This window comes from Sorangium sp. So ce375 (genome assembly GCF_051473855.1).
Taxonomy (GTDB): domain Bacteria; phylum Myxococcota_A; class Polyangia; order Polyangiales; family Polyangiaceae; genus Sorangium.
This window is the reverse complement of the sequence record NZ_CP150335.1, coordinates 12,587,658-12,612,802: the sequence shown is the minus strand read 5'-3', so window position 1 is coordinate 12,612,802 and position 25,145 is coordinate 12,587,658. Positions and strand designations below refer to the sequence as shown.

Below are 25,145 nucleotides of genomic sequence, written 5' to 3'. Positions count from 1 at the left end.
CCGCCCTCGGCGCCCAGGAAGCGTCTGCCCCTCGCGAGCTCGACCAGAGGACTCGTGGGCTCCCGGTGCCGCGACTTCACAGCAGATAAGGTCACAAGACCCAGGTTCGCCGTGCTGCAACCCCTGGTGACCTCCGCTCCAACGTATCCGGCGAGCAGCGCCGCGACGGCGTCAATGCCCCCGGAAGCACCGTTGATCAGGGCGCGCTGGCGCGAGCTTGTGTGCGGATCACCCCCGCTCGCCCGACGCGCCGCCTTTCCACTGAAAGACGTGCTCGAGCGGCACGCCGAAGACGGCCGCGATGCGGAAGGCGACCTCGAGGGAGGGCGAGTAGCGGCCCTGCTCGATGGCGACGACGGTCTGACGGGTGACGCCGACCCGCTCGGCCAGCTCCGCCTGGGTCATCTCGCCCGCCTGAAACCTGAGCGTGCGGAGGGTGTTGGTGATCTGAGGCTGCCCCTTGCCCATCGGACTGTCCGGTGCGGTAGCGGTAGTGGATGAGCTTCGACACGGGCTCCGCGGCGCTCCCCAGCAGCGGCGCCGCTCGGAGCGCGCAGGCCCCGAGAGCCGGAGGCCCACCCATCACCAGCAGGGCTCGTGTAACCGACACCCCAGCCGATGTAAAATTTTTATTACACGCAGTCTGAATTAATAGACATAGTGTCCTATTTTTATGACATTGAGGTGTTCGGCATACCTTCCGTCAGCGAGGGCGCCGGCGTAGGCTGTCCGACGATGCTCCCTCCCACGGTGGTTGTGTTCGACCTGGACGGCACGTTGATCGACAGCCGGGGCGACATCGTGGCGGCGGTGAACCATGCGCTGGTGGCGACGGGTCGGGCCCCGCTGCCTGGGCAGGTGATCGTCCGGTACGTGGGCGACGGTGCGCGCTCGCTGTGTGCGCGCGCGGCCAAGCTCCCCGAGAGCTCCGAGGGCGTCGAGGAGGTCCTCCGGCACTTCCTCGAGTACTACGCGCGGCACCCGCTCGACTTCACCCGCTGGATGCCCGGCGCGCAGGAGATGATCGAGCGGCTCTCGGACCTCGGCGATCTCGCGCTGTGCGTCTGCACGAACAAGCCGCGCGCGACCACCGACGCGGTGCTCGCCGCGCTCGGGGTCAGCACGCGCTTCCGCGCCGTGGTCGCCGGCGGTGACGTCGCCGACAAGAAGCCGGCGCCCGAGCCGCTGCTCCACCTCGCGGCGCGCCTCGGTGTCCAGCCGCACAAGATGGTGATGGTCGGCGACGGCCCCCAGGACGTCGAGTGCGCGCGCCGCGCGGGCGCGCGATCGATCGCCGTCCTCGGCGGCTTCGCCTCGCAGGAGGAGCTCCTCGAGTCCCGCCCCGACGTGCTCCTCCGCGCCATGAGCGAGCTCTGGGACGTCCTCCGCCGCTGGCGCGACGCGACCGTCAGGCTCTCCACCGTTCGTTAGTTGCACACTCTCGCGGAGAGGCGCGCCCGATCTGCGCGCGCCCTCGACCTGCACGCGCGGTCAGCCTCCTCGCTCACCTTCCCGCGCGCGGGGGCCGGCTCCGTCCGCGCGCCGCTCAGGCCGCGACGCCCTCGGCGATCTCGCGCCCGAACGCGGTCGCGTTGAGGATCGCGCGCAGGCGCACGCGCGCCCTGTGGAGCCGCGAGCGGACGGCGCTCTCGCTCACGGCGAGCTTCTGCGCGATCTCCTGGAGGCCGAGATCCTCGTGGTAGTGCGCGAGCACCACGTCGCGGTAGTCCTCCGGCAGCTCGCAGAGCGCCTCGCGGACGTACGCCTCGCGCTCCGCCGCGGACGCGGCGTCGTCCTCGCCGATCGTGCTGCGCATCGTCGGCAAGAGGCCGAGCTCCTCGAAGTCGAGCCCCTCGACGATGCGCGCGCGCTGCCGCCGCTGCGACCGCATCAGCATGAGCGCCTCGTTCGCCGTCACCCGGAAGAGCCACGTCGTGAAGCTCGAGTCGCCGCGGAACGAGCGGATCGTCCGCACCACCTGCAGCAGCGTCGACTGCACGAGGTCGAGCCGGTCCTCGTCGGACACGGGGTAGCGCGCGAGCTGCCGCTCCACGTGCGGGCGGATGAGCCGAGTGAGCTCGTCGAGCGACTCCCGATCGCCGTCCTTCGCCCGGCAGATGACCTCGGCCAGCGGGCCCGCGCTCGCGGCCCGGGGCGAGGGGCGCGGCCCGACCGCGCTGGGCGGGGTGAGACCGCGCGGCGCCAGAGGAGTCTCAGGCCTCGTGCTGGCGCTCGGTACATCGGTCGGAACGGCGATCAGAGCCATGAGCCATCTCTCCGTCGAGGGCGCCGCGTGCGCTTCCGGCCCACGGGCCCGGTGGTGCGCACCGACCAGCAAAGGCCTTGCCACGGCAAGCTCAACGGACGTGCGCGCCACGTGCGCACCGCGTGCTCAGCCGGTATAAGCGGGGCCACGATGTCCAGCGACGCTCCGCGATGGGAAGCCCCCCGAGAGGGAAACAGCCACGTTCCGACGCCCGCGGTGGACCGGCCAGAGCCGTCCGTCTCGGCCCCGCCGCGCGCGCTGGCGCACCCGCTGCCCGCCGGCATGCGCGATCTCCTCCCCGAGGAGGCGCGGCGCCGGCGCGCGCTCGCCAAGCGCGTGCTCGATCACTTCGTTCTGTGCGGCTACCAGCCGGTCTCGCTGCCGGCGTTCGAGTTCGCCGAGGTGCTCGAGCGCGGGCTCGGCACCCTCGACGCCGCGGACGTGCTGCGCTTCATCGAGCCCGAGTCCGGCGAGGTGGCGGCGCTCCGCCCGGACATGACCCCGCAGATCGCGCGGCTCGTGGCCACGCGGCTCGCGGACGCGCCCCGCCCCATCCGCCTCTGCTACGAGGGCACGGTCCTCCGCCGCCGCCAGGGGCGTGCGCGGCGCCACCGGCAGATCCCGCAGGCCGGCGTCGAGCTCTACGGCGTCGGCACGCTCGCGGGCGAGCTCGAGATCCTCCGCCTCGCCGCCTCCGCGGTGCGGGAGGCCGGCCTCGATCACTTCGTTGTGGACCTCGGCCACGCGATGATCGCGCGCGCGCTGCTCGACGCCGTCCCGGCGGGGCTCGCCGCCGAGCTCTCGGAGGTGCTCGAGCAGAAGGACGCCTCCCGCCTCGCCGCCGTGCTCGCGAGCCCGAAGGCCGCCGACGTCCCGCGCCGCATCGTCGCGGCCATCGCCGCGCTGCCGGACCTCGCGGGCGGCGGCGCGGCTGACCCGGACGGCGCCGTGGTCTTCGAGCGGGCGACGCACCTCCTGACCGGCACGCCCGCCGAGGCGCCGCTCGCCGAGCTCCGCGCGCTCTGGGACGCGGCGAGGACGAGCCCCGAGCTCGGCCCGGCGCTCCGAGTCGATCTCGGCGAGCTCCGCGGCCTGGCGTACTATACCGGTGCAATTTTCCATGTTCTCGCCGAGGGCCCCGGGGAGGCGATCGCGGCGGGCGGGCGCTACGACATGCTGCTCTCCCGCTTCGGCCTGCCGATGCCGGCCGTCGGCTTCGCGCTGAACCTCGACGCGCTGGCCTGGGCGCGCGACGTCGCGGGCGCCGCGGACGAGCCGGCGCTGCGGGTGCTCGTCGCGGTGCAGCCGCAGCGCGCCGCGTCGCTCGCGGCGGCGCTGCGGGGGCTCGGCGTCCCGGCCGTGGCGCACGCGCCGGACCAGGATCCGGAGGGGTATGCGCTGTCCTGGCGGTTCTCGCACCTGGTGCGCGAGCGGGACGGGGACCTTGTGGTCGACGTGACGTCCGGCGGCGGCGAGGCCGCGACGAGCGCGAGCGCCGTGCCGGCGGCCCTGGACGACGCCGCGGCAGCCCAGGCGATCGTGCTGAAGACGGGGGCGGAGCGTCCGGGCGGCAAGTAGACGCTCGCTAGGCAGGCGAGCCTGGGGTAAAGGCGAACCGGAACCCGGACGGAGCCGCTCGGAGTGACGAGCGGGCCGAGGCCGGGCCATGTGATTCGGGAGGAGCTTCGGAATGACCGCGATCGTGATCGTCGGCGCGCAGTGGGGCGACGAGGGCAAGGGCAAGGTCGTCGACCTTTATACGGAGAGCGCCGACCTCGTGGTGCGCTACGCCGGCGGGCCCAACGCAGGACACACGCTGGTGGTGGGCGGAGAGAAGCTCATCGTGCGGCTCATCCCGAGCGGCATCCTCCGCGCGAACGCCCGCTGCGTGATGGCGCAGGGCATGGTGGTCGATCCCGGGGTGCTCGTCGCCGAGATCGACGCGGTGGAGGCGCGGGGCTGCTCGACGCAGGGGCGCCTGTTCGTGTCGGACCGCGCGCACCTGATCTTGCCGTTCCACCCGCTGATCGACTCGCTCCGCGAGGCGAACGCGGCGGACGGCGTGCGGCTCGGGACGACAAAGCGCGGCATCGGCCCCTGCTACGAGGACAAGGCGTCGCGGCGCGGGGCGCGGCTCGGCGACCTGCGCGACATGAAGCGGCTCGCGCAGCTCGTCTCGCGCTCGCTCGAGGCGTGGACGCCGACGCTGCGCGCCCTGGGCGGCGAGCCGCCGTCGCTCGACGCGATCCTCGACGAGCTCACGCCGCTGGCGAAGCGCATCACGCCGCTCCTCGCCGACACGTCGCAGCTCATCGACGGCGCGCTCCGCCGCGGCGAGCGCGTGCTCCTCGAGGGGGCGCAGGGGACGTTGCTCGACATCGATCACGGCACGTTCCCGTTCGTGACGTCGTCGTCGGCGATCGCGGGCGGCGCGTGCGTCGGCGCCGGGGTCGGCCCGACGCGCATCCGCCGCGTGCTCGGCCTGGCGAAGGCGTACTGCACGCGCGTGGGCGAGGGGCCGTTCCCGACCGAGCTCGACGGACCGCTCGGCGAGCGGCTCCGGTCGGTGGGCGGCGAGTACGGCTCGGTGACGGGCCGGCCGCGGCGGACGGGGTGGCTCGACCTGCCGGCGCTCCGCTACGCGGCGCGGGTGAACGGCCTCGACGGGATCGCGCTCACGAAGCTCGACGTGCTGACCGGCATGCCGGAGCTCAAGGTGTGCGTCGCCTACGACACGCCGTCGGGGCGCACGCGGGAGTTCCCGATCGACGAGATCGCGACGGCGAAGCCGGTGCTCGAGACGGTGGCCGAGTGGGGCGAGTCGATCGACAGCGCCCGCTCCATGACGGAGCTGCCCGCGGCGGCGCGGCACTATGTGGAGCTGGTCGAGAAGGAGACCGGCGTGCCGGTCGACGTCGTCTCGGTCGGCGCGGATCGCGACGCGACCATCGTGCGGCGCAACGCGTTCGCCTGAGGGGCAGGATCTCGGCTCACCGGACCGCGCGCGGCCCCGCCGCGTCGTGCGACGGAACGGCTGCCCGGACACGCACGGTTGCCACGTCTGGGGTTTCAACGCCCCAGACGTGGCACCTCGTCGCCAGACGATTCGGGCGGCGCTGGCCCTAGCCGCCACCCGGCGTGTGGGAGCCGCCGCTCTTGCTTCCGCCGCCGGGCGTTCCGCCCCGCTGGCCGCTGCCGCCGCCCGGCGTGCCGCTCGGCGTGCCGGCTCCGCCGCTCGGCGGCGTGACCGCCCCGCCGCCCGGCGTACCGCCGGTGCCGCCGCCCGGCGCGCCCGTGCCGCCGCTCGGCGTGCCGGTGCCGCCGCTCTGCGTGCCGCTCGGCGCGCCGCTGGTGCCGCCGCTGGTGCCGCCTCTCGGTGTGCGGTGGGTGCCGCTGCCCCACTCCTGCGTGCCGCCCTGGGTGCCTGGCCCGCCATGGGCGCCTGCGCCCGGCTCCCCCATCTCGCCTCCAGGTCCAGGCGCCGTCTCCGCGCCGGGAGCTCCGCTCTCGGGCGCTCCCGTGCCGGCGCCAGGCGTCTCTCCGCCCGTCGGTGCGGGCGCCGGCGAGGCCGCCTGTCCGCCTTGATTGCCCCCGCAGGCCACGAGCGGCAGCGCGGTCAGGACTACCAGAAACATGCTTCGCATGATGTGTCTCCCAGGTCGTTTGCGTTCGCGGATCACGCCGAGCCGCCGGCGATGCGGACGCGTCCTTGCGCGCGAAGACCGCCTCGGAGCCCGGCGGCGTAGCGCGCCGCGCTCGACATGCTGGGGCCGGAGCCAGCCCTCGGGATCGAGACGAGGCCGGAACGGCGCATCGGGCCGCGCCCGATCGAACACCGAGTCATTCTCCGAGACGCGGACAACCCCTGACGCCGTCCGTCGCCCACAGGCGCGCTCGACGACAGGCGCTCAGCCAGGCGCGGAGCGAGCGAGTCGATGCACACGCGACGCGCCGGCCGCCCTCGCGGCGGCCGGCCCCGGCTCGCCCGGCGAGCGCATGGCGCCCGGACCACCCGTGACCGCGGAGCACGCCGCGGCCGCTCGCAGCCCGACGCGCCACGGACGCCTCCGGCCGGATCGACATATTTCCCGGAATTCGAGGGATGCTTCCGTGTCGCAAGGGCACATACCCATGCTCACGTCGCACCGCCTGCGTGGAGATGAATTGATGAGCTCACGGGTCGGACAGGTCGACACGACGACGCCGCCGTGTGCACAGGAGCGCGCGCGGCGCGCCGACCACCTCCTCGCGCCCGCGCTCCGGACCGTGAACGACCGCGTCTGGACATATCGTCGGCACGAGCGCGCTGTACAGCCCAGGCCGAACAGCGCACCCGCGGTGCGCTGCTCAACAGTCCGGTGCAGCCGTAAGAGCTTCGGCCGAGATCGCCACGCTTTTCCCCCGTGGCATGGACTATTCTGTCCCTTCCTATGGCCGAGGACAGCTACGTGTTTGCGGGTTCGGAGCGTGCGCGAGAGCTGGAGCGCCTGCGGCGGATCGAGGGCTTCTTCGACCCCTGCAGCCGGCGCCTTCTCAAGGCGTCCGGGATGGGGCCCGGCTGGAGCTGCCTCGAGGTAGGGGCCGGCGCCGGGTCGATCGCCACCTGGATGGCGGAGCGTGTGGGCCTCGAAGGAGAGGTGGTGGCCGTCGACCTCGATATCGGGTTCATGGATGCTTCTCCGCCGCCGGGCGTCCGGATCATCGAGGGCGACATTCGCCAGCTCGATTTTCACGCGGCCCGCTTCGATCTGGTGCACGCCCGCTACGTGCTCATCCACAACGCGGATTTCCAGGCTCTCCTCGACGCCATGCTCGCGGCGCTGAAGCCCGGAGGCCACCTGGTGCTCGAGGAGCCGGACTTCACCGCGGCCAGGGGCGCCTCAGGTCCGGATATCGAGGCTTTCGATCGGGTCAATCGGTCGATCCTCGCGATGTTCGAGGCCGACGGCAAAGACCCGGGCCTCGGACTGCGCCTGCCCGCGCTCCTGACGGAGCGGGGGCTCGCCATCGAGGCCGTCGAGAACGAGGTGCCGCTGTGCCCGGGCGGTCACCCGCTGTCCGAGATCATGAGCCTCTCGGCCACCCAGCTCCAGCACAGGTACCTCGCGACAGGGCGGATCAGCGAGGAAGATCTCGCCGGCTACACCCGGTTCGCGGCCGACCCGTCGGCGTGGGGTGTCTACTACGGCACCGTCGGCGTCCTGGCCCGCAAACCGGCCAAGGCCGCCGACTGACGTCCCGCTCCCGCCCGGGCGCCAGGCGGCCGAGAGCGCGATTTCAGGCCTGTCCTCCAGCAAAGCGACAAACTCCGTCCTGCGCTCTCCGTCGAGCTCGGACAAGGCACCACGCTGCTCCTCCGACAACGCCGCTCCCGGCCGCGCGGTCGACGAACGCGCGGCGGCGCCGCGCCGCCGCCCACGCGGTGCCCGCGTCCGTTCATCGACGTCGAGAGGTGGCACCTCTGCGCCGGTTCGTCGCGCGGCGCGGACGATTCAGCCGATCCTGCGCGCTGGTGAGAATTGCCTATTTGATGTTCTCGCAGCTTGCGTCTCCCAACAACGGTTCAAGATACGTGACGGGGCGGGCCAGGCATCACCGCCGAGCGCTCCAGCGCCGGCCCCGCTTCCGTCAATGACATGGGGGAACTATGAACATTCGAGTCGTTTCTCTTCGTTTTGCATGGATGGCAGCCCTCGCGCTCGCGGGGACCAGCGCTTGCTCCGTCGCGGCGGAAGAAGACGGTGTTCTGGTCGCGGCGGACGAGGACAGCTCGGAGGACGCGGTCGCGTCTACGTCACAGGCCTTCTCGCTCCCCATGCCGCAGCTCGCCGCGGTCCTCGCCGCCTTCAACGCGACCGAGATCAGCGACGCGCAGCTCGCCCGGACCCACGCGGCGGACCCGCACGTGCTCGAGTTCGTCAACGAGCTGTTCGACTATCACACCGCGGCCAGCCAGCAGCTCTCGCTCGGGCTCGCGCAGCTCGACATGGTGCCGGTGGACAACGAGATCAGCCAGGGGCTGATCCAGCAGGGCGCGGCGGATCGGCAGGTCCTCGAGGGGCTCACGGGGCCCAACTTCGACTGGAGCTTCGTCAACGCTCAGATCTATCGGCACCGGGATTTCCTCGCCCAGCTCCAGGAGCAGATCGCCCTCGTGGGGCCCGAGCTCCATCCGGGGCTCTCCCACCTCGTTCCAGAGCTCCGGAGCGCCACGTCGCGGCATCTCTCGTTCGCCATGTCGCTCCTCGGGCTCATCGGCAGGCCGTACGTCCCGGAGAACAGCTTTCCGCCGGGCTCTCCCGTGTATGGCAATTACGGGAGCTACGGCACCTACGGTGGCTATGGGAATTACGGCGCTCCCGGGAGTTACGGCAGCTACGGGCCTTCCTCCAGCCCCGTCTACTTCGGCCCCAACGGGCCCTACTCGCCGGCCTACTCCCCCTACTACGGCGCTTACGGCCGCACCGGGCCGTCCGGCGTCGGCACGCCCAGCCCGTACCCCTACCCGTGAGCCTGGCCGGACAGGGCTGACTCGGCTCGTTCGCTAACGCCGGTGCGCCCGGCCGAGGGGGCATGGGCGCCGCCCCGTGCCCGCTCCGCCCGCGTGAGCGGCCGGTGGTCCCATTCGCGGAAGGGACCGGTGGTCTTCCGAGCGAGAGCGGCACGGAAGTCCCGTGCGCAGGGGCGGTCCGTGAGATCCGACAGGCCTGCGGGAGAGAGGCGCGGCGGGCTACAGCCGGCGCCGCGCCCGGCCGCGATCCGGGATGACCCCGTGGATCTCCGCCTCGCTGAAGCCCGCCGCCCTGTAAAGACGCTTCAGATGCACGAGCTCGATGTGCGCGCTCTTCGCCACCGAGGCGCGGATGCGATCGAGCACGCTCAGCCGCTCGAGCGGGAGCCGGGTCGCCTCGACCGTCGAGCGCAGCGCCGCCGCCGCCGACTTGACCTCGGCCGCCGCTGCCTGCGCCTTGTCCAGGCTGAGCTTCGGGTGGATCCCCGAGCCGAGCAGCTGCGCGAGCACCTCCAGCCGATCCGGCTGCCGCGTGATGTCGCCGTCCTCGTCGTCGGCGAAGTAGGCCACGCCGCCCGGGAACAGGATCGACAGCGCGGGATCCGCGGAGGGGCGCCCCACGGCGCTCCAGACGTCGTCGGCGACCTTGCCGAGCGCGTCGTCGGCGCGCGCGGACTCGGCCTCGACCTTGGCGAGCAACGGCTCCGCCTCGGAGCGCGCGGCGTTGCGCTGGGCCTCCACCCCGTCGAAGAGCGTCAGCACGGGCACGAGCCGCTGCTCGGCGAGCTCCCGGAGGGGCCCGCCCTTCGCAGAAGCGCTGTGGAGCGTCGCGCGCACGTCACCGATGATGTCGTCCGCTGGCGCATCCTTGCGAATCACCTCGCCCATGATGTCGATCCTCCTCTGGCCTCACGAGGCTCCAAGGCTGCGGAGTCCAGCGAAACACGACCCGCGAACGCCCCCCGTCGGCGCTGTCACCTCGGGCACCATAACGGACCAACGCCCACCCGATCAACCGGATCGCAGCCTCGCGGCGTCGGCCCCAGCGTGAGCCATCAGTGCGCCTCCCTGGTACACTCTCGCCGTGCACCTCGGCCCGCTGCTGCTCATGGCCCTGCTCGCCTTCCCGCTCGCCGCGCACGCCGGACAGGCCGGCGAGCTGGTCGCCGCCGCCGCAGCGGCGGGGCGGCCGCCCGAGTGCTCGGCGCGCTCCGGCCGGGCCATCGCCCGCGGGCCCACCGTGTGGGAGCGCGCGCGGGCGCCGGAGCTCCCGCGCTACTGCGACCTGCTCGCCCGCGGCCAGGCGCAGCTCGGCGGCGACGCCGCGGCGGCGCGCGAGTCGGCGCGCCTCGCCGACAAGATCCTGCCGGGGCACGCCGCGCCGCAGGTCCTGCTCGCCCGCGCCGACCTCGCGCTCGGCTCGCCCGAGGACGCCGCGCGCGCCTTCGAGCAGGCGCGGCGCATCGATCCCCGCAGCGTGGAGGATCCGCAGACGATGCACGACCTCGCGCGAGCGCTCGCCCGTACGGGCAAACGCGACGAGGCGATGGCGACCTACCGCGCGCTCGTCCCGCGCATCGATCTGCTCGGGACCGCGGACCAGCGCGCGCTCGTGCTGCTCGAGGCGGCGCACCTGTCGATGGCCGCCGCGGGCGCGGCGTCCCCTGCCGGCGCCGCCGCGAGGCCGCCCGCGGGCGCGCACGGAGACGCGGCCCTCCGCGGAGATCTCGACGAGGCGATCGCCTACCTGCGCGAGGCGCGCCTGCGCGCGCAGACGCAGCTCGCCCGCGACGTCACGCTGTCGCTCGCGCTCGCGCTGGACCGCGCCGGCGACAAGGCCCAGGCGGACGCAGCGCTCGAAGGCGAGGCGGCCGTGGTGGAGGCGGGGCGCCTGCGCGTAGATCGGGAGGCAGCGCGCGGCGAGGCGGCGCGGGGGCGCGCGGACGACCGGCACGCCGGAGCAGCCGCGCGAGCGCACGCCGCAGACGACCTCGCCAGCGCGGCGGCGCGCCTGCGGACCGTCGAGTACCTCGCGGTCCCGGAGGACAGGCTCGCCCTCGAGGCGCTCGCGCTGGAGCGGACCGTGTCGGAGGCCGCGATCGCGCGCTGGGAGGCGTACCTGTCGGGCGCCGGTGGCCAGGGGCCGTGGGCCCCGGCGGCGCGCGCGCGCCTCGACGCGCTCCGGCGGGGCGCGCTCGGCGGAGGCCACCGGCCCGCGCGCGGCGGGACGGGGGCGGCCGCGCGCGCCCCGCGCGAGCGCGGCGCGGCTCAGCCCCCGAGGGCGACAACGGGAGGGGCACGGTGACGCAGCCGTCGCTCCTGCCCAGGCGCTCGCCGCTGCCGGCGATCGCGGCGCTCCTCTCGCTCGCGCTCGCGGCGGGGCCCCTCCGCGCAGCGCCCACCGTCTGGTCCCGCGCGCTCGATCCCTCGGCCGACGAGCGCGCGGAGCTCATCTCCCAGGCGGACGCGCTCCTCGCGCGGTACGAGCAGCTCCGGCGCTCGCCGCTCCTGGAGCGGGTCGAGGAGATCGGCCCGCTCTGGCTGCGCGAGGCGCGCTCCTTGTACGAGCGCGCCGGCGCGGCGACCTCGCGCGCGCCCTCGGTGCGGCTGCGCTACGCCGACATCCTGGAGCAGCTCGGCGACGTGCAGGGCGCCGTCGCGACGCTGGAGGGGCTCCTGCGGCTCGATCCGCCGGCGCCTTTCCGGGCCGATGCGTGGCACGCGCTGGCGGTCTGCTATGCGCGGCTCGGCAGGTACACGGACGAGATCGAGGCCTACGACGAGGCGCTGGTGCTCGAGCCGCACGCGGCGTCGCGGGCGCTGCTGCTGGCCAACCAGGCCGAGGCCTACATGGCGCTCGGCGACATCACCTCGGCGGTCGAGGGGTACCGGGCCTCGCTCTCGGCCCTCGGGTCGCTCGACATGTTCCGTTACGGCGTGACCACGCTCTGGGGGCTCGCGGTGGCGCTCGATCGGTCCGGCGACCTGGAGGGCGGCATCGAGAACATCCGGCTCGCGAGGACCTACGACCGGACCGACCAGCAGATCAACGGCGCGGGCTGGTTCTACGTACCCGCCTACGACGAGGCCTGGTACGCGGCGCTCGGCTACTGGGCCGCGGCGCGGAGCGCCGAGCTCGGCGCCGCGCGCGCAGAGGCCTACCTGCAAGCAGTGGCCGCGTGGGAGTCGTACATCGCCCGCGCTCCGGGGAACGATCGCTGGCTGCCGCTGGCGAAGGCGCGGCGGGCGCAGTGCGAGAGGGAATGGGAGCAGACGTTGAAGACGCTGAAGCGCCTGCGCAAGCTCGCGGCGCCGCCGCGGCGCTGAGAGCGCCGGCGCTCCCGCGGCGTACGGGCGGAGCGCGGACGCGCGCGGCTTCCGATGGCGCTCTGGTCGTACACCGGCGCGGTGGCGAGAGGCCCCTTTACGACCCCGCCCGGCGGGTTCACCTTATCGAGGTCGCCCTCGCGCGCGGGGGCGGCGCCGGCCAGCTCACCCCGAACGGAGATCCGTCGAGATGCGCGACTCGGTGTTCAATGAGCCCGTGCTCTGGTCCGGACGTCCCAAGGTCGTCGCGACGCCGCTCCTCTACGTCGTGGGCGCGGCGGTCTGCGGCGTGACCTCGGCGATCAGCACCGCGTCCGCCATCGTCGTGAGCAAGGCGCTGGACGCGTCGCCGAACCAGCTGCTCGCCTTCGCGGCCTGGATGGCGAGCCTCGCGGTGGCGTTCAGCTACCTGCCGCGCTGGTGGCGCTCGGAGCTCGAGTACATGCTGACCGATCGGCACATCGTCGTGCAGCGGGGCAAGCTCCGGCGCTCCATCGAGCGGCGGTCGATCAGCTACGCGCGCATCCACTGGCACCCGAAGCACCCCGGCGTCGGCGACCTGGAGCTCGTAAGGGCGGTGCCGACCGGCGCCCTGCGGCGGCGGCTGTCGATCGTGCTGAACGGCGTCGTGGCGCCGGATCGCGTCTGGGCGATCCTGCGGGGCGTTGTCCCGTCGGCGCCTGCGGGCGACGGGCACCGCCTGCTCTCGCAGCGCCTCGACGAGGGCGAGCGGGTGCTCTGGTCGGCGCACCCGGCCGACGGCTGGCACAAGTGGCTCCCGAACGGCCTGCGCGGCGTCGGCTCGGTGCTGCTCGGCGTGCTCCTCGGCGGCTTCGCGGTGATCACGGCGGTGCACGCCGTGCGCAGCATCCGCATCGTCAAGGCAGCGGGCATGGATCCGGAGAGCGTGTCCTTCGTAGCGCTCGTCGCCTCCCTGTCGCTCACGATCGTGCTCCTCGTCGCCGCGGGCGCGGCGATGCTCTACGTGTCGGTGGTGCGCCCCGCGCGGCTCGCCGCGCGGACGCGGTACCTCATCACCGACCGGCGCGTGCTCATCCAGCGGGGCGATGAGGAGCTGCACCTCGATCGCTCGCGCATCGTCGACGTGATCGACGCGCCAGGCGCCGGGGGCCTCCGGGACGTGTTCCTCGTGCTCGACGGCCCGCGCGCCCGCGCGGTCGCCGCGAGCGGCGCCTTCGGCGAGGCCCCGGGCGCCGGGCTCCAGCCGGTGCTGCACCGGGTCGCGGACGTGGACTCGGTGCGGCAGATCCTGCGGCCGGCGTAGCCCCGCGCCGCCCGGCTCGACCTCATCGCATGGTGGTCGTCGAATTGACCCCGATGGTCGGCTCGCAGCCTGCGACGAGCTCCGCCGGAGTGTGCTTTATCAGGTTGAAGACGCTCACGGGAGCGGCTCCCGGCAGCAGGCTCCTCGCGCCGGCCTCCTCGAAGTCGAAGAGGTGCTGCGCGGCCTCGCGGACCGCCGCTTCGACGAGGATTTCCCCGGGCCGCGACGCCTTGGCGAGGTGCGCGGCGGCGTTGACCGCCTCGCCGAGCACCGTGTAGTCGAGCCGGCCGTACGCCTGAGAGCCGACGCTGCCGGAGAGGACCTGCCCCGAGGAGAGGCCGATACAGATCCCCTGCGTGTAGGGCGAGCCCTCGCCGGCGCGGCGCGCCACCGCCGCCATCTGCGCGCGGACGGCCGCGCACGCGCTGAGCGCCCGCGACAGGTGATCCGGCCCCTGGAACACCGTCATCACCCCGTCGCCGAGGAATTTGTCCACGACGCCCCCCTTCGCGACGAGCTCCGGGACGATCACCTCGAAGTTGGCCCTGAGCAGCCTCATCGCCTCGCCGGGCAGCCTCTCCTTGGTGACGGGCGTGAACTGGAAGATATCGATGAACGCCACCGTGGCCATGACCACCTCGCTCGCGAGCGCGATCGCGGGCCCCATCTCCCGGATCCGCTCGATCAACGCCGCGCTCGTGAACTGCCGGAGAATCTTGTTCTCCTCGTCCGAGCGGGCGTTCCTCCGCAGCTCCGCGACGTGCTTGATGGTCTTGTCGATGGTCGCCTCGAGATCGGTGCGCTCGATCGGCTTGAGCAGGAAATCGAACGCCCCCTGGTTCATCGCGCACCGGATGTTCCCCATGTCACCGTAGGCGGACATCATCACCGTCCTCGCGAAGGCGCTCACCTCCGGGACGCGACCAAGGAACGTGAGGCCATCCATCACAGGCATGTTGATGTCGGTGACGATGACGTCGATATCGGGGTGGCGCCGGAGCTCGCCGAGGGCGTTCTCCCCGTTCTCGGCGAAGATGAACTCGTAGACCCGGTCGCGGATCTTCTGCCGGAAGAGCAGCTTCATCATGAGCGCCACGTCCGGCTCGTCGTCGGCGATGAGGATCTTTGTGGGCCCCTTGCTGGCCTCGATCACCGCCGCGAACGCCGCGACGAAATCGGGCGCGGACTGGAACCGCTGCGCCGGGTCCTTCGCCAGCGCGTGCTCGAAGAAGCCGTCGAAGCCGGGCAGCAGGCCGGGGACGAGGCTCGACGGCGGCGGGAACGGATCGGTGCAGATGCTGATGAGCAGCTCCCCGATCCCGCTCGCCGCGAAGGGGAGACGGCCCGTGAGCGCCCTGTAGGTGATGACGCCGAGCGACCAGAGATCGCTGAGGTGATTCGGCACGACGGCGCGCACCTGCTCGGGGCTTATGTACGACGGCGTTCCGACGACCCTGCCGAACGATCCTTGCTGCTCTTCGTCCGACTCGAAGACCGTCCATACCACGCCGAAATCGAGGAGCTTCACGCACTCTCCGGGCTCTTTCCGGGCCAGGAAGACGTTCGCCGGCTTGAGATCGCGGTGGATGATCCCCGCGGATCTCGCCACCTGCAGGCCAGTCGCGATCTGCCGGAGCAGGGCGAGCGTGGCCGACGGCGAGAGCTGCCGCTCCCGGGAGAGCCTGTCCTCCAGATCCTCCCCTTCGAGCAGCTCCATGACGATGTAGGGGCAATCCTCGTCGATGCCGTAGTCGTGTATCTGGACGATGTGCTCGTTCTGGAGCCGGGCGATCGCCGTCGCCTCTCGCTCGAATCGGCGTCGCGCGGAGTCGGAGGTGACATGCTCGGGCGTCATCACCTTGAGCGCCACAGGGCGCCGGAGCACCTGATCGAACGCCTCCCAGATGACGCCCATCCCGCCGCGCCCGATCTCTCGTCTCAGCGTGTACTTCCGCGCGATCGTACGGTTCAGCATGGTCGCCGCAGTGTAGCGACTTCCTCGGCTGCGAGCGCTCCCGTTCGAGACGCAGGCGCTCGTCGACCGCACCTCGGCGTCAGCGAGAAGAGGGCCGCTTCACACCCAGGACCTTCATGCGGTAGGACAGCGTGCGCACCGGGATCCCCAGCCGCCGCGCGGCCTCGGTCCGGTTCCAGCCTGCGGATTCGAGCATGTCCTGGAGCAGCTTGGCCTCGTACTGCTGCACCTTCCCCCGGACCTGCCCCCCGTCGAGCGGCGCGTCCTCCAGGGCGGACGGCGTCGGGCGGAGCGCGGCCGGGTCGGACGGCGCGCGGCCGAGGGCCGGATCCCTCTCCGGGTCCGGGGTCCGCTCCGCCTCGCCACGCACCGCCGAGCGCACCCTCGGGGCCAGATCCTCGACGCCCACGAGCGCTCCGGGCGTCACCACCACCGCGCGCTCGATGACGTTGCGCAGCTCACGCACGTTGCCAGGCCACTCGTAGGCGCCGAGCAGGGCGAGCGCCTCCGGGGTGATGCCCTCGACAGGGCGATCGTTGGCCGCGCTGGCCACGCGCAAGAAGTGCCTCGCGAGCGGCTCGATCTCGTCCTTTCGATCGCGCAGCGGAGGGATGTCGATCACGACGCCGCCCAGCCGATAGTACAGATCGGCCCGGAACGCGCCCGACGCGGCCATGGCCTCCAGATCCCGGTGCGTCGCCGCGACGACGCGCACGTCGACCTCGATCTCGCGGCTCGATCCGACACGGCTGAACGCCCCCGACTCGAGCACGCGGAGCAGCGCGGCCTGCGCCGGCGGCGGCAGCTCGCCGATCTCGTCCAGGAACACCGTGCCGCCGTCGGCCTCCTCGAACACGCCCTTCTGCTGCTGGAGCGCGCCGGTGAACGCCCCCCGCTCGTGGCCGAACAAGGTGCTCTCCACGAGATCCTTCGGAATGGCCCCGCAGTTGACGCGCACCATGCGCTGCCCCTTGCGCGGCCCGCTCTCGTGGATCATCCGCGCGAGGACCTCTTTGCCTGTCCCCGTCTCGCCGTGCAGGATGACGGGGATACGCGAGGCGCCCACGCGCCTCACCGTCTCGATCACCTCGCGCATCCGCTGGCCGGCGATGATCCCCCCCTCGGCCGGCTCCTCCCGCACGAGCACCGACGTCGCTGCCGGACCGCACGCCACCGGGCGCTCGGACGAGGCGTGCCGGGCAGCCTCGCGCGCGGCCGCAAAGACCTCGTCCGCGGAGCTGCCGGCGTCCGGGTAGAGGGCGAGGCCGACGAGGAGCCGGGCGTCGCTGGCGACGAAGGAAGCTGCGATGGCGCGGGCGATGCGGCTCGCCTCCTCGGCGCCGGCCTCGGGCAGCAGCACCTGCGCCGCGCAGGTGCCGTAGAGCGCCACACGATGCACAGGCTGCAGACAGGCGCGCACGGCATGGATCCAGCCCTCGGCCGTGACCGCCGCGGTCATTCGCACGTGGAGCAGGGCGAACGGGCGGCGAAAGTGCCGGGCGCGCGTGAGCTCGTCCTCCACCCGGCGCAGGAGCTTCTCCTCTCCCTCGAGATCGAGCGAATCCCCCCCGACGCCGAACGCTTGCACCCGCAGCGCGACGCTGCCGAGCACGACTTCATCCCCTACCGCAATCCCGGCGCGCGATACGCGGCGGCCATCGAGGAACGTGCCGTTCTTGGATCCCAGATCATCGACCCACACCCGTCCACGGGAGAGGAGGAAGCGGGCGTGCTCCCGCGACAGGGTACGATCGTCGATGCAGAGCGTGGCAGGTACGGTGCGACCCACGACAAGCGGCATGTCCGGCGAGAGCAAACGCCTCTCCGTCTTTCCGGCGTGGTGCCACACGAGGGCGATGCGCAGCGCCGCGCTCTGCTGAATGGCAGAGATCGACCTCCCCTCCAAGGTCCAGGTCGTCGCGTCGTCGTGCACCGATTTGCCTGGCCGCATGCACTGCCTCTCGCTGGCCTCTATATCAGGCTCCTACGGAAGGTCCAAGCGCCACCAAGGACCTCGTCGCCCCGGTGTCTCCGTCGCCCGTGTCGCGCCAGATCGCCCCGCGCCGGCAATCTCTTACGTACGGGCCGGGCAGGCGGTTGCCGGCGCCCGGCGCGCCTGGTCATGCACGGTCGGCCTCGACCCGGGCCCGGAGCACCGGCCCGCTCACGTGCCGGGCGGAGCGACGGGCGTGGGCAGCGCGCTCCCCCCGTCGGCAACCTCTTGCCGGCGCGCCTCGCGACGGCGATCGCTTGCCGGCAACGTCTTGCCGAGGCGGCCATCGGCGGTCGCCTCACTGCCCCGGAAACGGCCGTCTTCTGCTCGCATCCACGCGTTGACGTGTCGACCGAGCGCCGCCGCCAAGGAAGCGCCGTGCTGGCATGCGGGCTGCAAACACCGGAAACAGAACCAGACGGGTCGCGGACAACGCGACCCGAGACATCCAGCTGACCGGCCTATCCGGGAGTCGACAATGAACATCCAACACATCATCTCCGCGCTCCTCGCTTCCAGCACGCTCGGCATCCTGCTCACCGCGGGTTGCAGCGTGCCGCTGGACGAAGGCACCTCCGAGGAAGCGATTTACGACGACGAGACGGTCGAGGAGGCGTCGCAGGCGCTTGGCCCTGCGTGCACCCCCAAGAAGCTCGCCCTGGAGGCAGGCCCCATCTGGAACAACACCGATGCCCAGACCAAATGCCCCAATGTCTGCAATCCGCAGAACATGAGCTGGAGCGGGCAGTGGTGGACCACCGTCTCAGGAGCCATGTCGGTGTGCGAGTGCAACCCGCGCCCTGCCGCCGTCGTGCAGGCCGGCCCCATCTGGAGCAACACCCACGCGCAGACCCAGTGTCCGAACACCTGCGCCGCGTTCAGCAGCGCGACGAAGTGGGACGGGCAATGGTGGACGACCGTCCCGGGCCAGATGTCCGTCTGCGAGTGCGCCTACACGCCGCCGGCCACGGTGTCGCAGGAGGCCGGGCCCATCTGGAGCAGCGCCGACGCTCCCAACAAGTGCCCGGCCGCCTGCGGTACGGCCCGAGCCTGGAATGGGCAGTGGTCGACGACCGTCCCGGGCCAGATGTCCGTCTGCGGGTGCGCTTGTACGCCCTGAGGTCGCGGCGACCCGTTCAGCGGCCGCGCCGGCCCCAGGGCGTCATTCAGGCTCAGCGCGTCAGCCCCTAGCGTCTCGACGGCGGCGGCGGAGCGCGACCAGCGCGAGGCCCATGGCGACGGCCGCCGCGTACGAGCTCTTCGGCTTCGCATCGCGGGCGACGATCGCGCACCCGCCGGTTTCACCTGAAGACTCCGAGCCCGCGCCTGTGCCGGCGCTGCCAACGGCGCCGCTAGGATCGCTGCCGCCCGTCGTGGCGCCTGCGCCGCTGCCAGCGGGCTGCCCGCCAGAGCCGGAGGTCACGCCCGCGCCGGAGGTCACGCCCGCGCCGGAGGTCACGCCCGCGCCGGCGCTCCCGCCGTCACCCGACGCGCCTCCGCTCCCCGCGGCAGGCCCGGCGCCGCCGACGTTCTGATCACCGCCGGAGCCGTCGCCCGGGTCGTCCGAGCCACCCACGCCACCGCTGCCGGCAGCGTCGGAACAACCGGTCTCTGGATCGGCGCCACCGGCCTTGTCCAGACCGAGGAACGCGAGGATGGCGTCGCTCTCGTACGCCATGGAGTGCGCGCCGTTCCTTCCTGACCAGGCCTCGAACACCGTGTAGCCACACTCGTTCTTCCAGAACTGGCGGTCATAGGTGGTTCCGCTCGCGCCGGTAATGGTGTCGGTCGAGGTCGGGGTCTCGCTCAACCCGAGGACGTTCGTCCATTCCTTGATCGCCTCGGCCTGGTTCTTGTAGTTGATCGTCGCATCCGCCGTGCCGTGGAAGATCTGAAGGCGCGGGCGATGCCCCGTATACCCAGGATACATCCCGCGAACCTGATCGCCCCATTGCTGTGCCGACTTGCTCGTCCTGCCCCCCGCGCAGTTGTTGCTCCACTGCTGGCCCGCGTCGAAGCCGTCCGCCCAGCACCCGGCTGCCACCCCCGCCCTCGCCGCGCCGGCCCGGAAGATGTCGGGGTAAACCGCCAGCATGGCCTGCGTCATCATCGCTCCGGACGAGCCGCCGATCACGTAAACGCGCTTCGGGTCGCCCTTGTACTTCTCGAGCGTGTACTTCACCATCTGAGCGACGGCCTGTGTGTCGCCGCCGCCGTCGTGGGTCAGAGATTTCGTTGTGCCCACGTCCCAGCAGTTTCGGCCGGTGGCCTCCGGAAGGATGATGATGAAGCCGTTCTTGTCGGCGCCCGCCTTGATACCCTGGATGCTGTTGAAGAACGAGCTCACCGGCGTGCTGCAAGAGTGGGCGCCCACCACGATGGGCGGATTCTCGGCCAGCTTGTCCGGGACGTAGATGTTCATGTTGACGTAGCTCGGGACGCCGCTCGCTCCCCACGTCGCCCGGCTCACCGCCACCACGGACGCCGCGTACACGGGCATGGCCGCGAACAGTCCAAGAGAGAACGACGCGACCGCGAAAACGCGATTCTGAAATCCACGCATGTTCGAGTACCTCTAGAGCTGGCGTCGCCGACGATGGCGCGCGATTGGCGCATGAATGCTATCGATAGAGGAACTTCGGCGCAAGCCGCTTCGGGTTCTCCCAGTCCGCGAAATTTGAACCAAGACCAGGCGTGTCAAAGCGCCTTTTCGCGTCGCAGATGGCCTTGAGCCCGCAGCTTCGCGGTGCTCCATGACGCATCACCAGGTGCGGCAAATGGCTGCGAACGACGCACTGCCCCGCGGCGCCAACACCCCTGTTCGAGGGCCCACGGCGAGACGCACGGTATTAATGCAATGAGGGCGTGATCCTAGAGCGCTGTTGACGAGCCCGCCCCCTCGCGAGAGCCTTCGTCGTCGACGACGACGCGACGCGCGCGCGCAGCGCCCCTTCATCACCCCTTCACGCCGGAGGCTCCGCCGTTCGACCTCGCTGCCGCGCAGCGCTCTGCGTAGGCGGCCGGCGTGAAGCCGACCTGGGCCTTGAAGTCCCGGATCAGGTGCGCCTGGTCGTGATACCCGAGCTCCTGCGCGAGCGCCGCCCACGCGACGGGCGCGCCCGAGGCCACGCGCTCCGCGGCCTCCTGCACGCGCGAGCGCCGGATGATCCACTTGGGCCCGACGCCGATGTACCGCTCGAACGCGCGGTGCAGCGTGCGGACCGAGACGCCCGCGATCCGGGCGAGATCCTCGGCGCGGTGGACGTCGCGATCGGCCTGCGCGCGGGCGGCGAGCGCCATGGCCTCGTCGAGCCCGGCGTCCTCCGGGCCCTGGCGCGCGCGCAGGAGCGCCTCCACGGCGCGGATCGCGATGGCATCGTCCGGCTCATCGAGCACGGCGCGCTCGAGCGGCTCTGCCGCGCTGCCGAAGATCTCGACGAGCGGGGCGACGCGGTCGACGAGCCGGCGCATGGCGAGGGGCGAGAAAGGAAAGAAGCCGCCCGGCTTGAACTTCGTCGCGACGACGCGCCCCGTGCCCTCGAGCCGGACGACCTCGCGCCGCGTGCCGATGCCGTGCACCGCCGACCCCGGCGCCTCGATGGCCAGGTTGACGCAGGGGTGCGGCAGGACCTCCTGCTCGAACGGCGCGGCGAGCGACCAGCGGACGACCCAGTGCCAATCGACGCGCCGGGCCAGGTCGGGCGCGGGCGCGTGGCGGCGAAGCTCGAAGCGCTGGAGCCCCGCGGCCGGGTTCAGGATGCCGCGGGTGGGGTCCGCGGGGGTGATGCTCTGGCTCATGATCGCGCTTGGCGCTCTTTTACAATACCGCGCCTGGCCGTGACAGTAGCGTCCGCCCCGGAGGCAGCGACATGGCTGATTCGACCACGGCCCCGAGGGGCACCATCGTTTTGTTCCATTCACCGAACTCCCGCTCGATGGGGACACGCATCCTGCTCGAGGAGCTCGGCGCGCCGTACGAGCTGAGCGTCCTCAACATGAAGGCCGGTGAGCAACGAAAGGCCCCTTACCTCGCGGTGAACCCGCTCGGTAAGGTGCCCGCGATTCTGCACGACGGCGCGCTCGTCACCGAGCAGGTCGCGCTCGTCATCTACCTCGCCGATCTGTTCCCGGAGGCCGGGCTGGCCCCGTCCATCGGGGATCCGCTGCGCGGGCCGTACCTCCGGTGGATCGCGTACTACGGGTCGAGCTTCGAGCCGGCCATCGTCGATCGGGCGATGAAGCGCGATCCGGCGCCGCCCGCGATGTCCACGTACGGAGATTTCGATACGATGTTCGGTGTGGTGGCGGAGGCGCTCCGGAAGGGGCCGTATCTGCTCGGCGACCGGTTCTCGGCGGCCGATGTCCTCTGGGGCAAGGCGCTGGACTGGATGGTGACGTTCAAGCTCGTGCCCGAGCTGCCGGAGGTGAAGGCCTACGTCGCGCGGGTGTGCAGCCGGCCGGCGTTCGTGCGGATCGCGGCGAAGGACGCAGAGCTCGCCGCGGCGCACGAGGCCGCGGTCGCGGCGGCAGCACAGGCGAGCTGAGCGACGCCGCCCGGACGCTCCTTCGCGTCGCGCTCGCCCCGCCGACGCTCCTTCGCGTCGCGCTCGCCCCGCGCCGCGGGCCACGGCGCTCACCTGCGGGAAACGCGGGCCTCCAGGTCGCGCACCCGCGCCTCGAGCTCGCGGACCCGCGCCTCGGCCGCGGAGCGGGCGCGCTGCTCCGCGACGCGGGCGCGCTGCTCCAGAGCGCGCGCCTCGCCCTCGGCGCGGAGGGCCTCTTCCTCGGCGGGCACGAGATCCGTCGCGCGGGAGCTCCGCGCGACGCGCAACATCGGGTGCGGGCCGTCCTTCAGCACGACGAGGTGCGCGTCGATCGCCTCGATCCGGACGGGATCGCCGCTTGCGTGGACGCGCAGGTAGGTGCCGTCCGCGTCCCGGCGGTAGAGCTGGAGGGGCACCCGCTCCTCCGCGAGCGGCGCGCGGGCGGCAGCCGCCTCGGGATCGAAGAGCAGGAGCTCGGGACAGCCGAGCTGCCAGTACTTCGCCGGCGCGTCCTCGTAAACACGGCGCCAGTCGCCCGAGACCATCTCGAGCGCGAACCGCGGCGGGCGATGGCCCGGCAGCCACGTCTGCCACTGCCGCGGGAGCGGCGGCAACGGGCGGTGATCGAGGACGTAGAGGTCAGGCAGGACGCGCACGAGCGGCTCGCCCCGCACCCACGCGAACGGGTGCCCGGTGCCGGCATACCAGTCGACCCAGCCACGCTCGCGCGCAAGCTGGGCGACAACCGAGCTCAGCAGGCGGACGACCTCGGACCGCTCGGCCTTGTCAGGGCGCTCCGCGTCATCGGGGAGGTACCAGCCGGACCAGTCGATCGCGGCGCCGGCCTCTTCGGGCGACAGATCGCGGAGCACCAGCGCGCGGGGAGGACGCCGAGGGGTGAGCGGGAACCCGATGCGATTCGGCGATGTCACGCGAGGAAACTAGCACCCCGACAGGCCCCGCGGGCAACGCAACCGGCGTAGAGCGTAGGGCGTAGTGCGTAGCGGCGAGAGCAAGACCACGCGACGCGCCCCTGCCGGGCGCTTGACAGGGGTAAAGGTTCCATGTCTTCCTACCTGCTCGAACCTTTCTTCACATCGTCAACGGCGGCGACGGCGGCAGCCTCGCGCGAGCGATCTCGCGATTACCTGCCGGTACACCCGGGGCCCGACGCGACGAACCAGCAGCACCACCGTGACCACGCCTCCATCGCGTCAGCCCGCTATCGGGCGCGTCGAGCGAGCATCCGGGTTCAACGCCGGGCGCGGACTCGAGATCACGACCGCCCCACGCGGTGTGCTGGTCCGGGCTCGTCGAGCCTCGAGCGCGCGCACGGAGGAACCTTCATGAGAACCTTGCATCAACGGATTGGGACTCTGGTGATCGGCTCTGTCTGCGCGATCGCCTGCTCGGCGAGCCCGGACCGGCCCCGGCCCGCGCAGGGCCAGGGGACTGGCGGCTCGGGCGGCAACCCGGGCGATATCGGCGATGGAACGGGGAACATCTTCGATGTGGGCAGCGGCGGCCCCGTCGAGCCGCCTCCCTGCGAGGTGTGCGAGGACTTTCCCGCGGCCCCGGTGCTCGACGACAGCGGGACGCCGCCGCCGGCGAACGCGGCCGAGCTCTTCGGCGCCGCGGACAGCGGCACGCCCGGCGGCCCGTGCCTGGCCGAGCCGGAGATCGGGGCGCTCTTCCCGAACAACTGGCTGCGGCCCAGGTTCCGCTGGATCGCCCCCCAGGGACAGGACCTGTTCGAGATCCGCGTGCACGCCGACCGGGAGAAGAACGACCTGGTCGTCTACACGACGAACAGAGAGTGGAAGATGCCCAAGGACATGTGGGAGAAGCTGGCCGCGCACGTCCGGGGCGAGCCGATCACCATCACGATCCGCTCCGTGTCGACGAGCGCGCCGGGCGCGCCGCTCGTGGGCTCCTCGGGGCCGATCACCATCGCGCCCGCCCCGGCCGGCGGCAGCATGGTGTACTGGGCGGCCATCGGCGAAGGGCCCGCGGACGCCTGGCTGGCAGGGTTCGGCGTGGGCGAGGAGGGCGTCGTCGACGCGCTCAAGGTCGACCAGGTGCAGCAGGGCGACCGGCGCGACGAGAACGGCAACGTGCGGGGCGACGGCAAGGCGCGGTGCATCGGCTGCCACTCGTCGACGCCGGACGGCGAGGCGGTCATGTTCATGGACCACTGGCCGTGGGATCTCGCCATCGCATCGGTGAAAGAAGACTCGGTGGGATCGGTGCCCGCCTACGTGACGCCCGGCGGCTCGCAGGCGATGAACCAGGCCTGGCTCGGGCCGCCCAAGATGTCGCCCGCGCACTTCTCCCCGGGAGACCGGATCTTCATCACCTCCTATGGCCGGGACAAGGGCGGCGTCTGGGATGGCCAGTCGCACACGAGCATGCCGAACGCGCGCCTCGCGTGGTTCGACCTGGAGTCGCCCACGCCGACCTACGCCGAGGCGGCCAACGCCACGACGGCCAAGACCGAGATGGCGGCCGCGGAAGGAACCGCATTCGGCTTCATCGAGCGCGAGGGCGATCCGCGCGGGGCGATGATGCCGGACTGGAGCAACGACGGCCTTACCATCGTCTACGTGTCGACCGACACCGGCAAGGACGGGCGCCTCGCCGCGGGCGCCGGCGATCTCTACACGGTGCCTTACAACAACAAGCAGGGCGGCGCGGCCGCGCCGCTGCCCGGCGCCGCAGAGCCGAATTTCAATGAGTACTACCCGGCCTTCGCGCCCGACGACCGGCTGATCGCGTTCAACAGGGCGCCTGGCCCGGGGGAGATGTACTACAATCCCGACTCCGACATCCACGTCATCCCCGCGGCCGGCGGCACGCCGACGCGGCTCGCAGCCAACGATCCGCCCGCCTGCCTCGGGGTCACGAGCCCGGGGATCCACAACAGCTGGCCTCAATGGTCGCCCGAGGCCACCACCGTCGACGGCAAGACCTATTACTGGGTCATCTTCTCGTCGTCGCGCGACGGCTACACGCTCCAGAAGACGCCGAGCAAGAAGGCATCACAGCTCTACGTGACCGGCGTGGTCGTGGAGGGCACGACGGTGCACACGTACCCGGCGATCTACCTCTGGAACCAGGATCCCGGCACGAGCAACCACACGCCCGCGTGGGACGTGTTCAAGATCCCCCCGGCGCCCGTTCCGCTCTGAACCAGCGCGAGAACCACACGCCGGGACGACCCCGCAGGAACGTCGGCGCCATCTCG

General features: G+C 72.0%; 20 protein-coding genes. 11 read left to right on the top strand and 9 right to left on the bottom strand.

The genetic code is table 11. The annotated features are described in order from the left end of the window. Positions 1–228: 228 nt before the first annotated feature. Entirely contained in the window at positions 229–468 is a 240-nt protein-coding gene (locus WME90_RS46875; protein WP_437278618.1) for a helix-turn-helix transcriptional regulator, read from the bottom strand. Positions 469–735: 267 nt separating this feature from the next. Here WME90_RS46875 and WME90_RS46870 point away from each other — a divergent pair, with 267 nt between their 5' ends. After that, positions 736–1,431: an HAD family hydrolase gene (locus WME90_RS46870; RefSeq protein ID WP_437278617.1), complete on the top strand. Its 696-nt coding sequence runs from the start codon at positions 736–738 to the stop codon at positions 1,429–1,431. 115 nt (positions 1,432–1,546) lie between these two features. Here WME90_RS46870 and WME90_RS46865 read toward each other — a convergent pair whose 3' ends face one another. Further along, positions 1,547–2,266 (bottom strand): RNA polymerase sigma factor, encoded by a 720-nt coding sequence (locus tag WME90_RS46865; RefSeq protein WP_437278616.1) that lies wholly within the window; start codon positions 2,264–2,266, stop codon positions 1,547–1,549. Positions 2,267–2,416: 150 nt separating this feature from the next. Between WME90_RS46865 and hisZ the strand changes: the two genes are divergently transcribed. Both hisZ and WME90_RS46855 read left to right on the top strand, forming a co-directional pair. Then, a complete protein-coding gene (gene hisZ / locus WME90_RS46860) occupies positions 2,417–3,844 on the top strand; it encodes an ATP phosphoribosyltransferase regulatory subunit (protein WP_437278615.1) in 1,428 nt (475 codons plus the stop codon). Positions 3,845–3,956: 112 nt separating this feature from the next. Further along, on the top strand, positions 3,957–5,240 hold the full coding sequence (locus WME90_RS46855) for an adenylosuccinate synthase (RefSeq protein WP_437278614.1): 1,284 nt from the start codon (positions 3,957–3,959) through the stop codon (positions 5,238–5,240). A gap of 148 nt (positions 5,241–5,388) precedes the next feature. Here WME90_RS46855 and WME90_RS46850 read toward each other — a convergent pair whose 3' ends face one another. Further along, the gene (locus tag WME90_RS46850; RefSeq protein ID WP_437278613.1) at positions 5,389–5,910 is read right to left on the bottom strand and encodes a hypothetical protein; all 522 of its coding nucleotides are present in this window, start codon (positions 5,908–5,910) and stop codon (positions 5,389–5,391) included. Positions 5,911–6,714: 804 nt separating this feature from the next. Between WME90_RS46850 and WME90_RS46845 the strand changes: the two genes are divergently transcribed. Continuing rightward, on the top strand, positions 6,715–7,500 hold the full coding sequence (locus tag WME90_RS46845) for a methyltransferase domain-containing protein (RefSeq protein ID WP_437278612.1): 786 nt from the start codon (positions 6,715–6,717) through the stop codon (positions 7,498–7,500). A gap of 449 nt (positions 7,501–7,949) precedes the next feature. Further along, positions 7,950–8,777 carry a DUF4142 domain-containing protein gene (locus tag WME90_RS46840; protein WP_437278611.1) on the top strand — a complete coding sequence of 276 codons (828 nt, stop codon included), beginning with the start codon at positions 7,950–7,952 and terminating at the stop codon, positions 8,775–8,777. A 219-nt stretch (positions 8,778–8,996) separates the two neighbouring features. Here WME90_RS46840 and WME90_RS46835 read toward each other — a convergent pair whose 3' ends face one another. Next, the gene (locus WME90_RS46835) at positions 8,997–9,665 is read right to left on the bottom strand and encodes a hypothetical protein (protein ID WP_437278610.1); all 669 of its coding nucleotides are present in this window, start codon (positions 9,663–9,665) and stop codon (positions 8,997–8,999) included. A gap of 196 nt (positions 9,666–9,861) precedes the next feature. Between WME90_RS46835 and WME90_RS46830 the strand changes: the two genes are divergently transcribed. From WME90_RS46830 to WME90_RS46820, 3 genes are all read left to right on the top strand, one after another. Then, the gene (locus tag WME90_RS46830) at positions 9,862–11,082 is read left to right on the top strand and encodes a tetratricopeptide repeat protein (protein ID WP_437278609.1); all 1,221 of its coding nucleotides are present in this window, start codon (positions 9,862–9,864) and stop codon (positions 11,080–11,082) included. Beyond that, positions 11,079–12,104, top strand: coding sequence for a tetratricopeptide repeat protein (locus tag WME90_RS46825; protein WP_437278608.1), 1,026 nt, complete (start codon positions 11,079–11,081; stop codon positions 12,102–12,104). Before WME90_RS46830 ends, WME90_RS46825 begins: the two co-directional genes overlap by 4 nt. A gap of 190 nt (positions 12,105–12,294) precedes the next feature. Continuing rightward, a complete protein-coding gene (locus tag WME90_RS46820; RefSeq protein ID WP_437278607.1) occupies positions 12,295–13,389 on the top strand; it encodes a hypothetical protein in 1,095 nt (364 codons plus the stop codon). Between the two features lie 22 nt (positions 13,390–13,411). Here the strand turns inward: WME90_RS46820 and WME90_RS46815 are convergent, their stop codons facing one another. Then, positions 13,412–15,364, bottom strand: a complete 1,953-nt coding sequence (locus tag WME90_RS46815) for a protein kinase domain-containing protein (protein WP_437278606.1) — start codon at positions 15,362–15,364, stop codon at positions 13,412–13,414. A 79-nt stretch (positions 15,365–15,443) separates the two neighbouring features. Continuing rightward, positions 15,444–17,315: a sigma 54-interacting transcriptional regulator gene (locus WME90_RS46810; protein WP_437278605.1), complete on the bottom strand. Its 1,872-nt coding sequence runs from the start codon at positions 17,313–17,315 to the stop codon at positions 15,444–15,446. Positions 17,316–17,835: 520 nt separating this feature from the next. On the opposite strand from WME90_RS46810, the gene WME90_RS46805 reads away from it, so the two are divergent. Next, complete coding sequence (locus WME90_RS46805; RefSeq protein ID WP_437278604.1) at positions 17,836–18,477, top strand: mannan-binding protein; 642 nt, start codon at positions 17,836–17,838, stop codon at positions 18,475–18,477. A gap of 60 nt (positions 18,478–18,537) precedes the next feature. Here the strand turns inward: WME90_RS46805 and WME90_RS46800 are convergent, their stop codons facing one another. Both WME90_RS46800 and WME90_RS46795 read right to left on the bottom strand, forming a co-directional pair. Continuing rightward, the gene (locus tag WME90_RS46800) at positions 18,538–19,920 is read right to left on the bottom strand and encodes an extracellular catalytic domain type 1 short-chain-length polyhydroxyalkanoate depolymerase (RefSeq protein WP_437278603.1); all 1,383 of its coding nucleotides are present in this window, start codon (positions 19,918–19,920) and stop codon (positions 18,538–18,540) included. A 392-nt stretch (positions 19,921–20,312) separates the two neighbouring features. After that, positions 20,313–21,155: a DUF6597 domain-containing transcriptional factor gene (locus tag WME90_RS46795; RefSeq protein ID WP_437278602.1), complete on the bottom strand. Its 843-nt coding sequence runs from the start codon at positions 21,153–21,155 to the stop codon at positions 20,313–20,315. 71 nt (positions 21,156–21,226) lie between these two features. Here WME90_RS46795 and WME90_RS46790 point away from each other — a divergent pair, with 71 nt between their 5' ends. After that, entirely contained in the window at positions 21,227–21,901 is a 675-nt protein-coding gene (locus WME90_RS46790; protein ID WP_437278601.1) for a glutathione S-transferase family protein, read from the top strand. An 89-nt stretch (positions 21,902–21,990) separates the two neighbouring features. Here the strand turns inward: WME90_RS46790 and WME90_RS46785 are convergent, their stop codons facing one another. Further along, on the bottom strand, positions 21,991–22,833 hold the full coding sequence (locus WME90_RS46785; RefSeq protein ID WP_437278600.1) for a Uma2 family endonuclease: 843 nt from the start codon (positions 22,831–22,833) through the stop codon (positions 21,991–21,993). 447 nt (positions 22,834–23,280) lie between these two features. Here WME90_RS46785 and WME90_RS46780 point away from each other — a divergent pair, with 447 nt between their 5' ends. Next, positions 23,281–25,089 carry a TolB family protein gene (locus WME90_RS46780; RefSeq protein ID WP_437278599.1) on the top strand — a complete coding sequence of 603 codons (1,809 nt, stop codon included), beginning with the start codon at positions 23,281–23,283 and terminating at the stop codon, positions 25,087–25,089. The last annotated feature ends 56 nt before the right edge of the window (positions 25,090–25,145 follow it).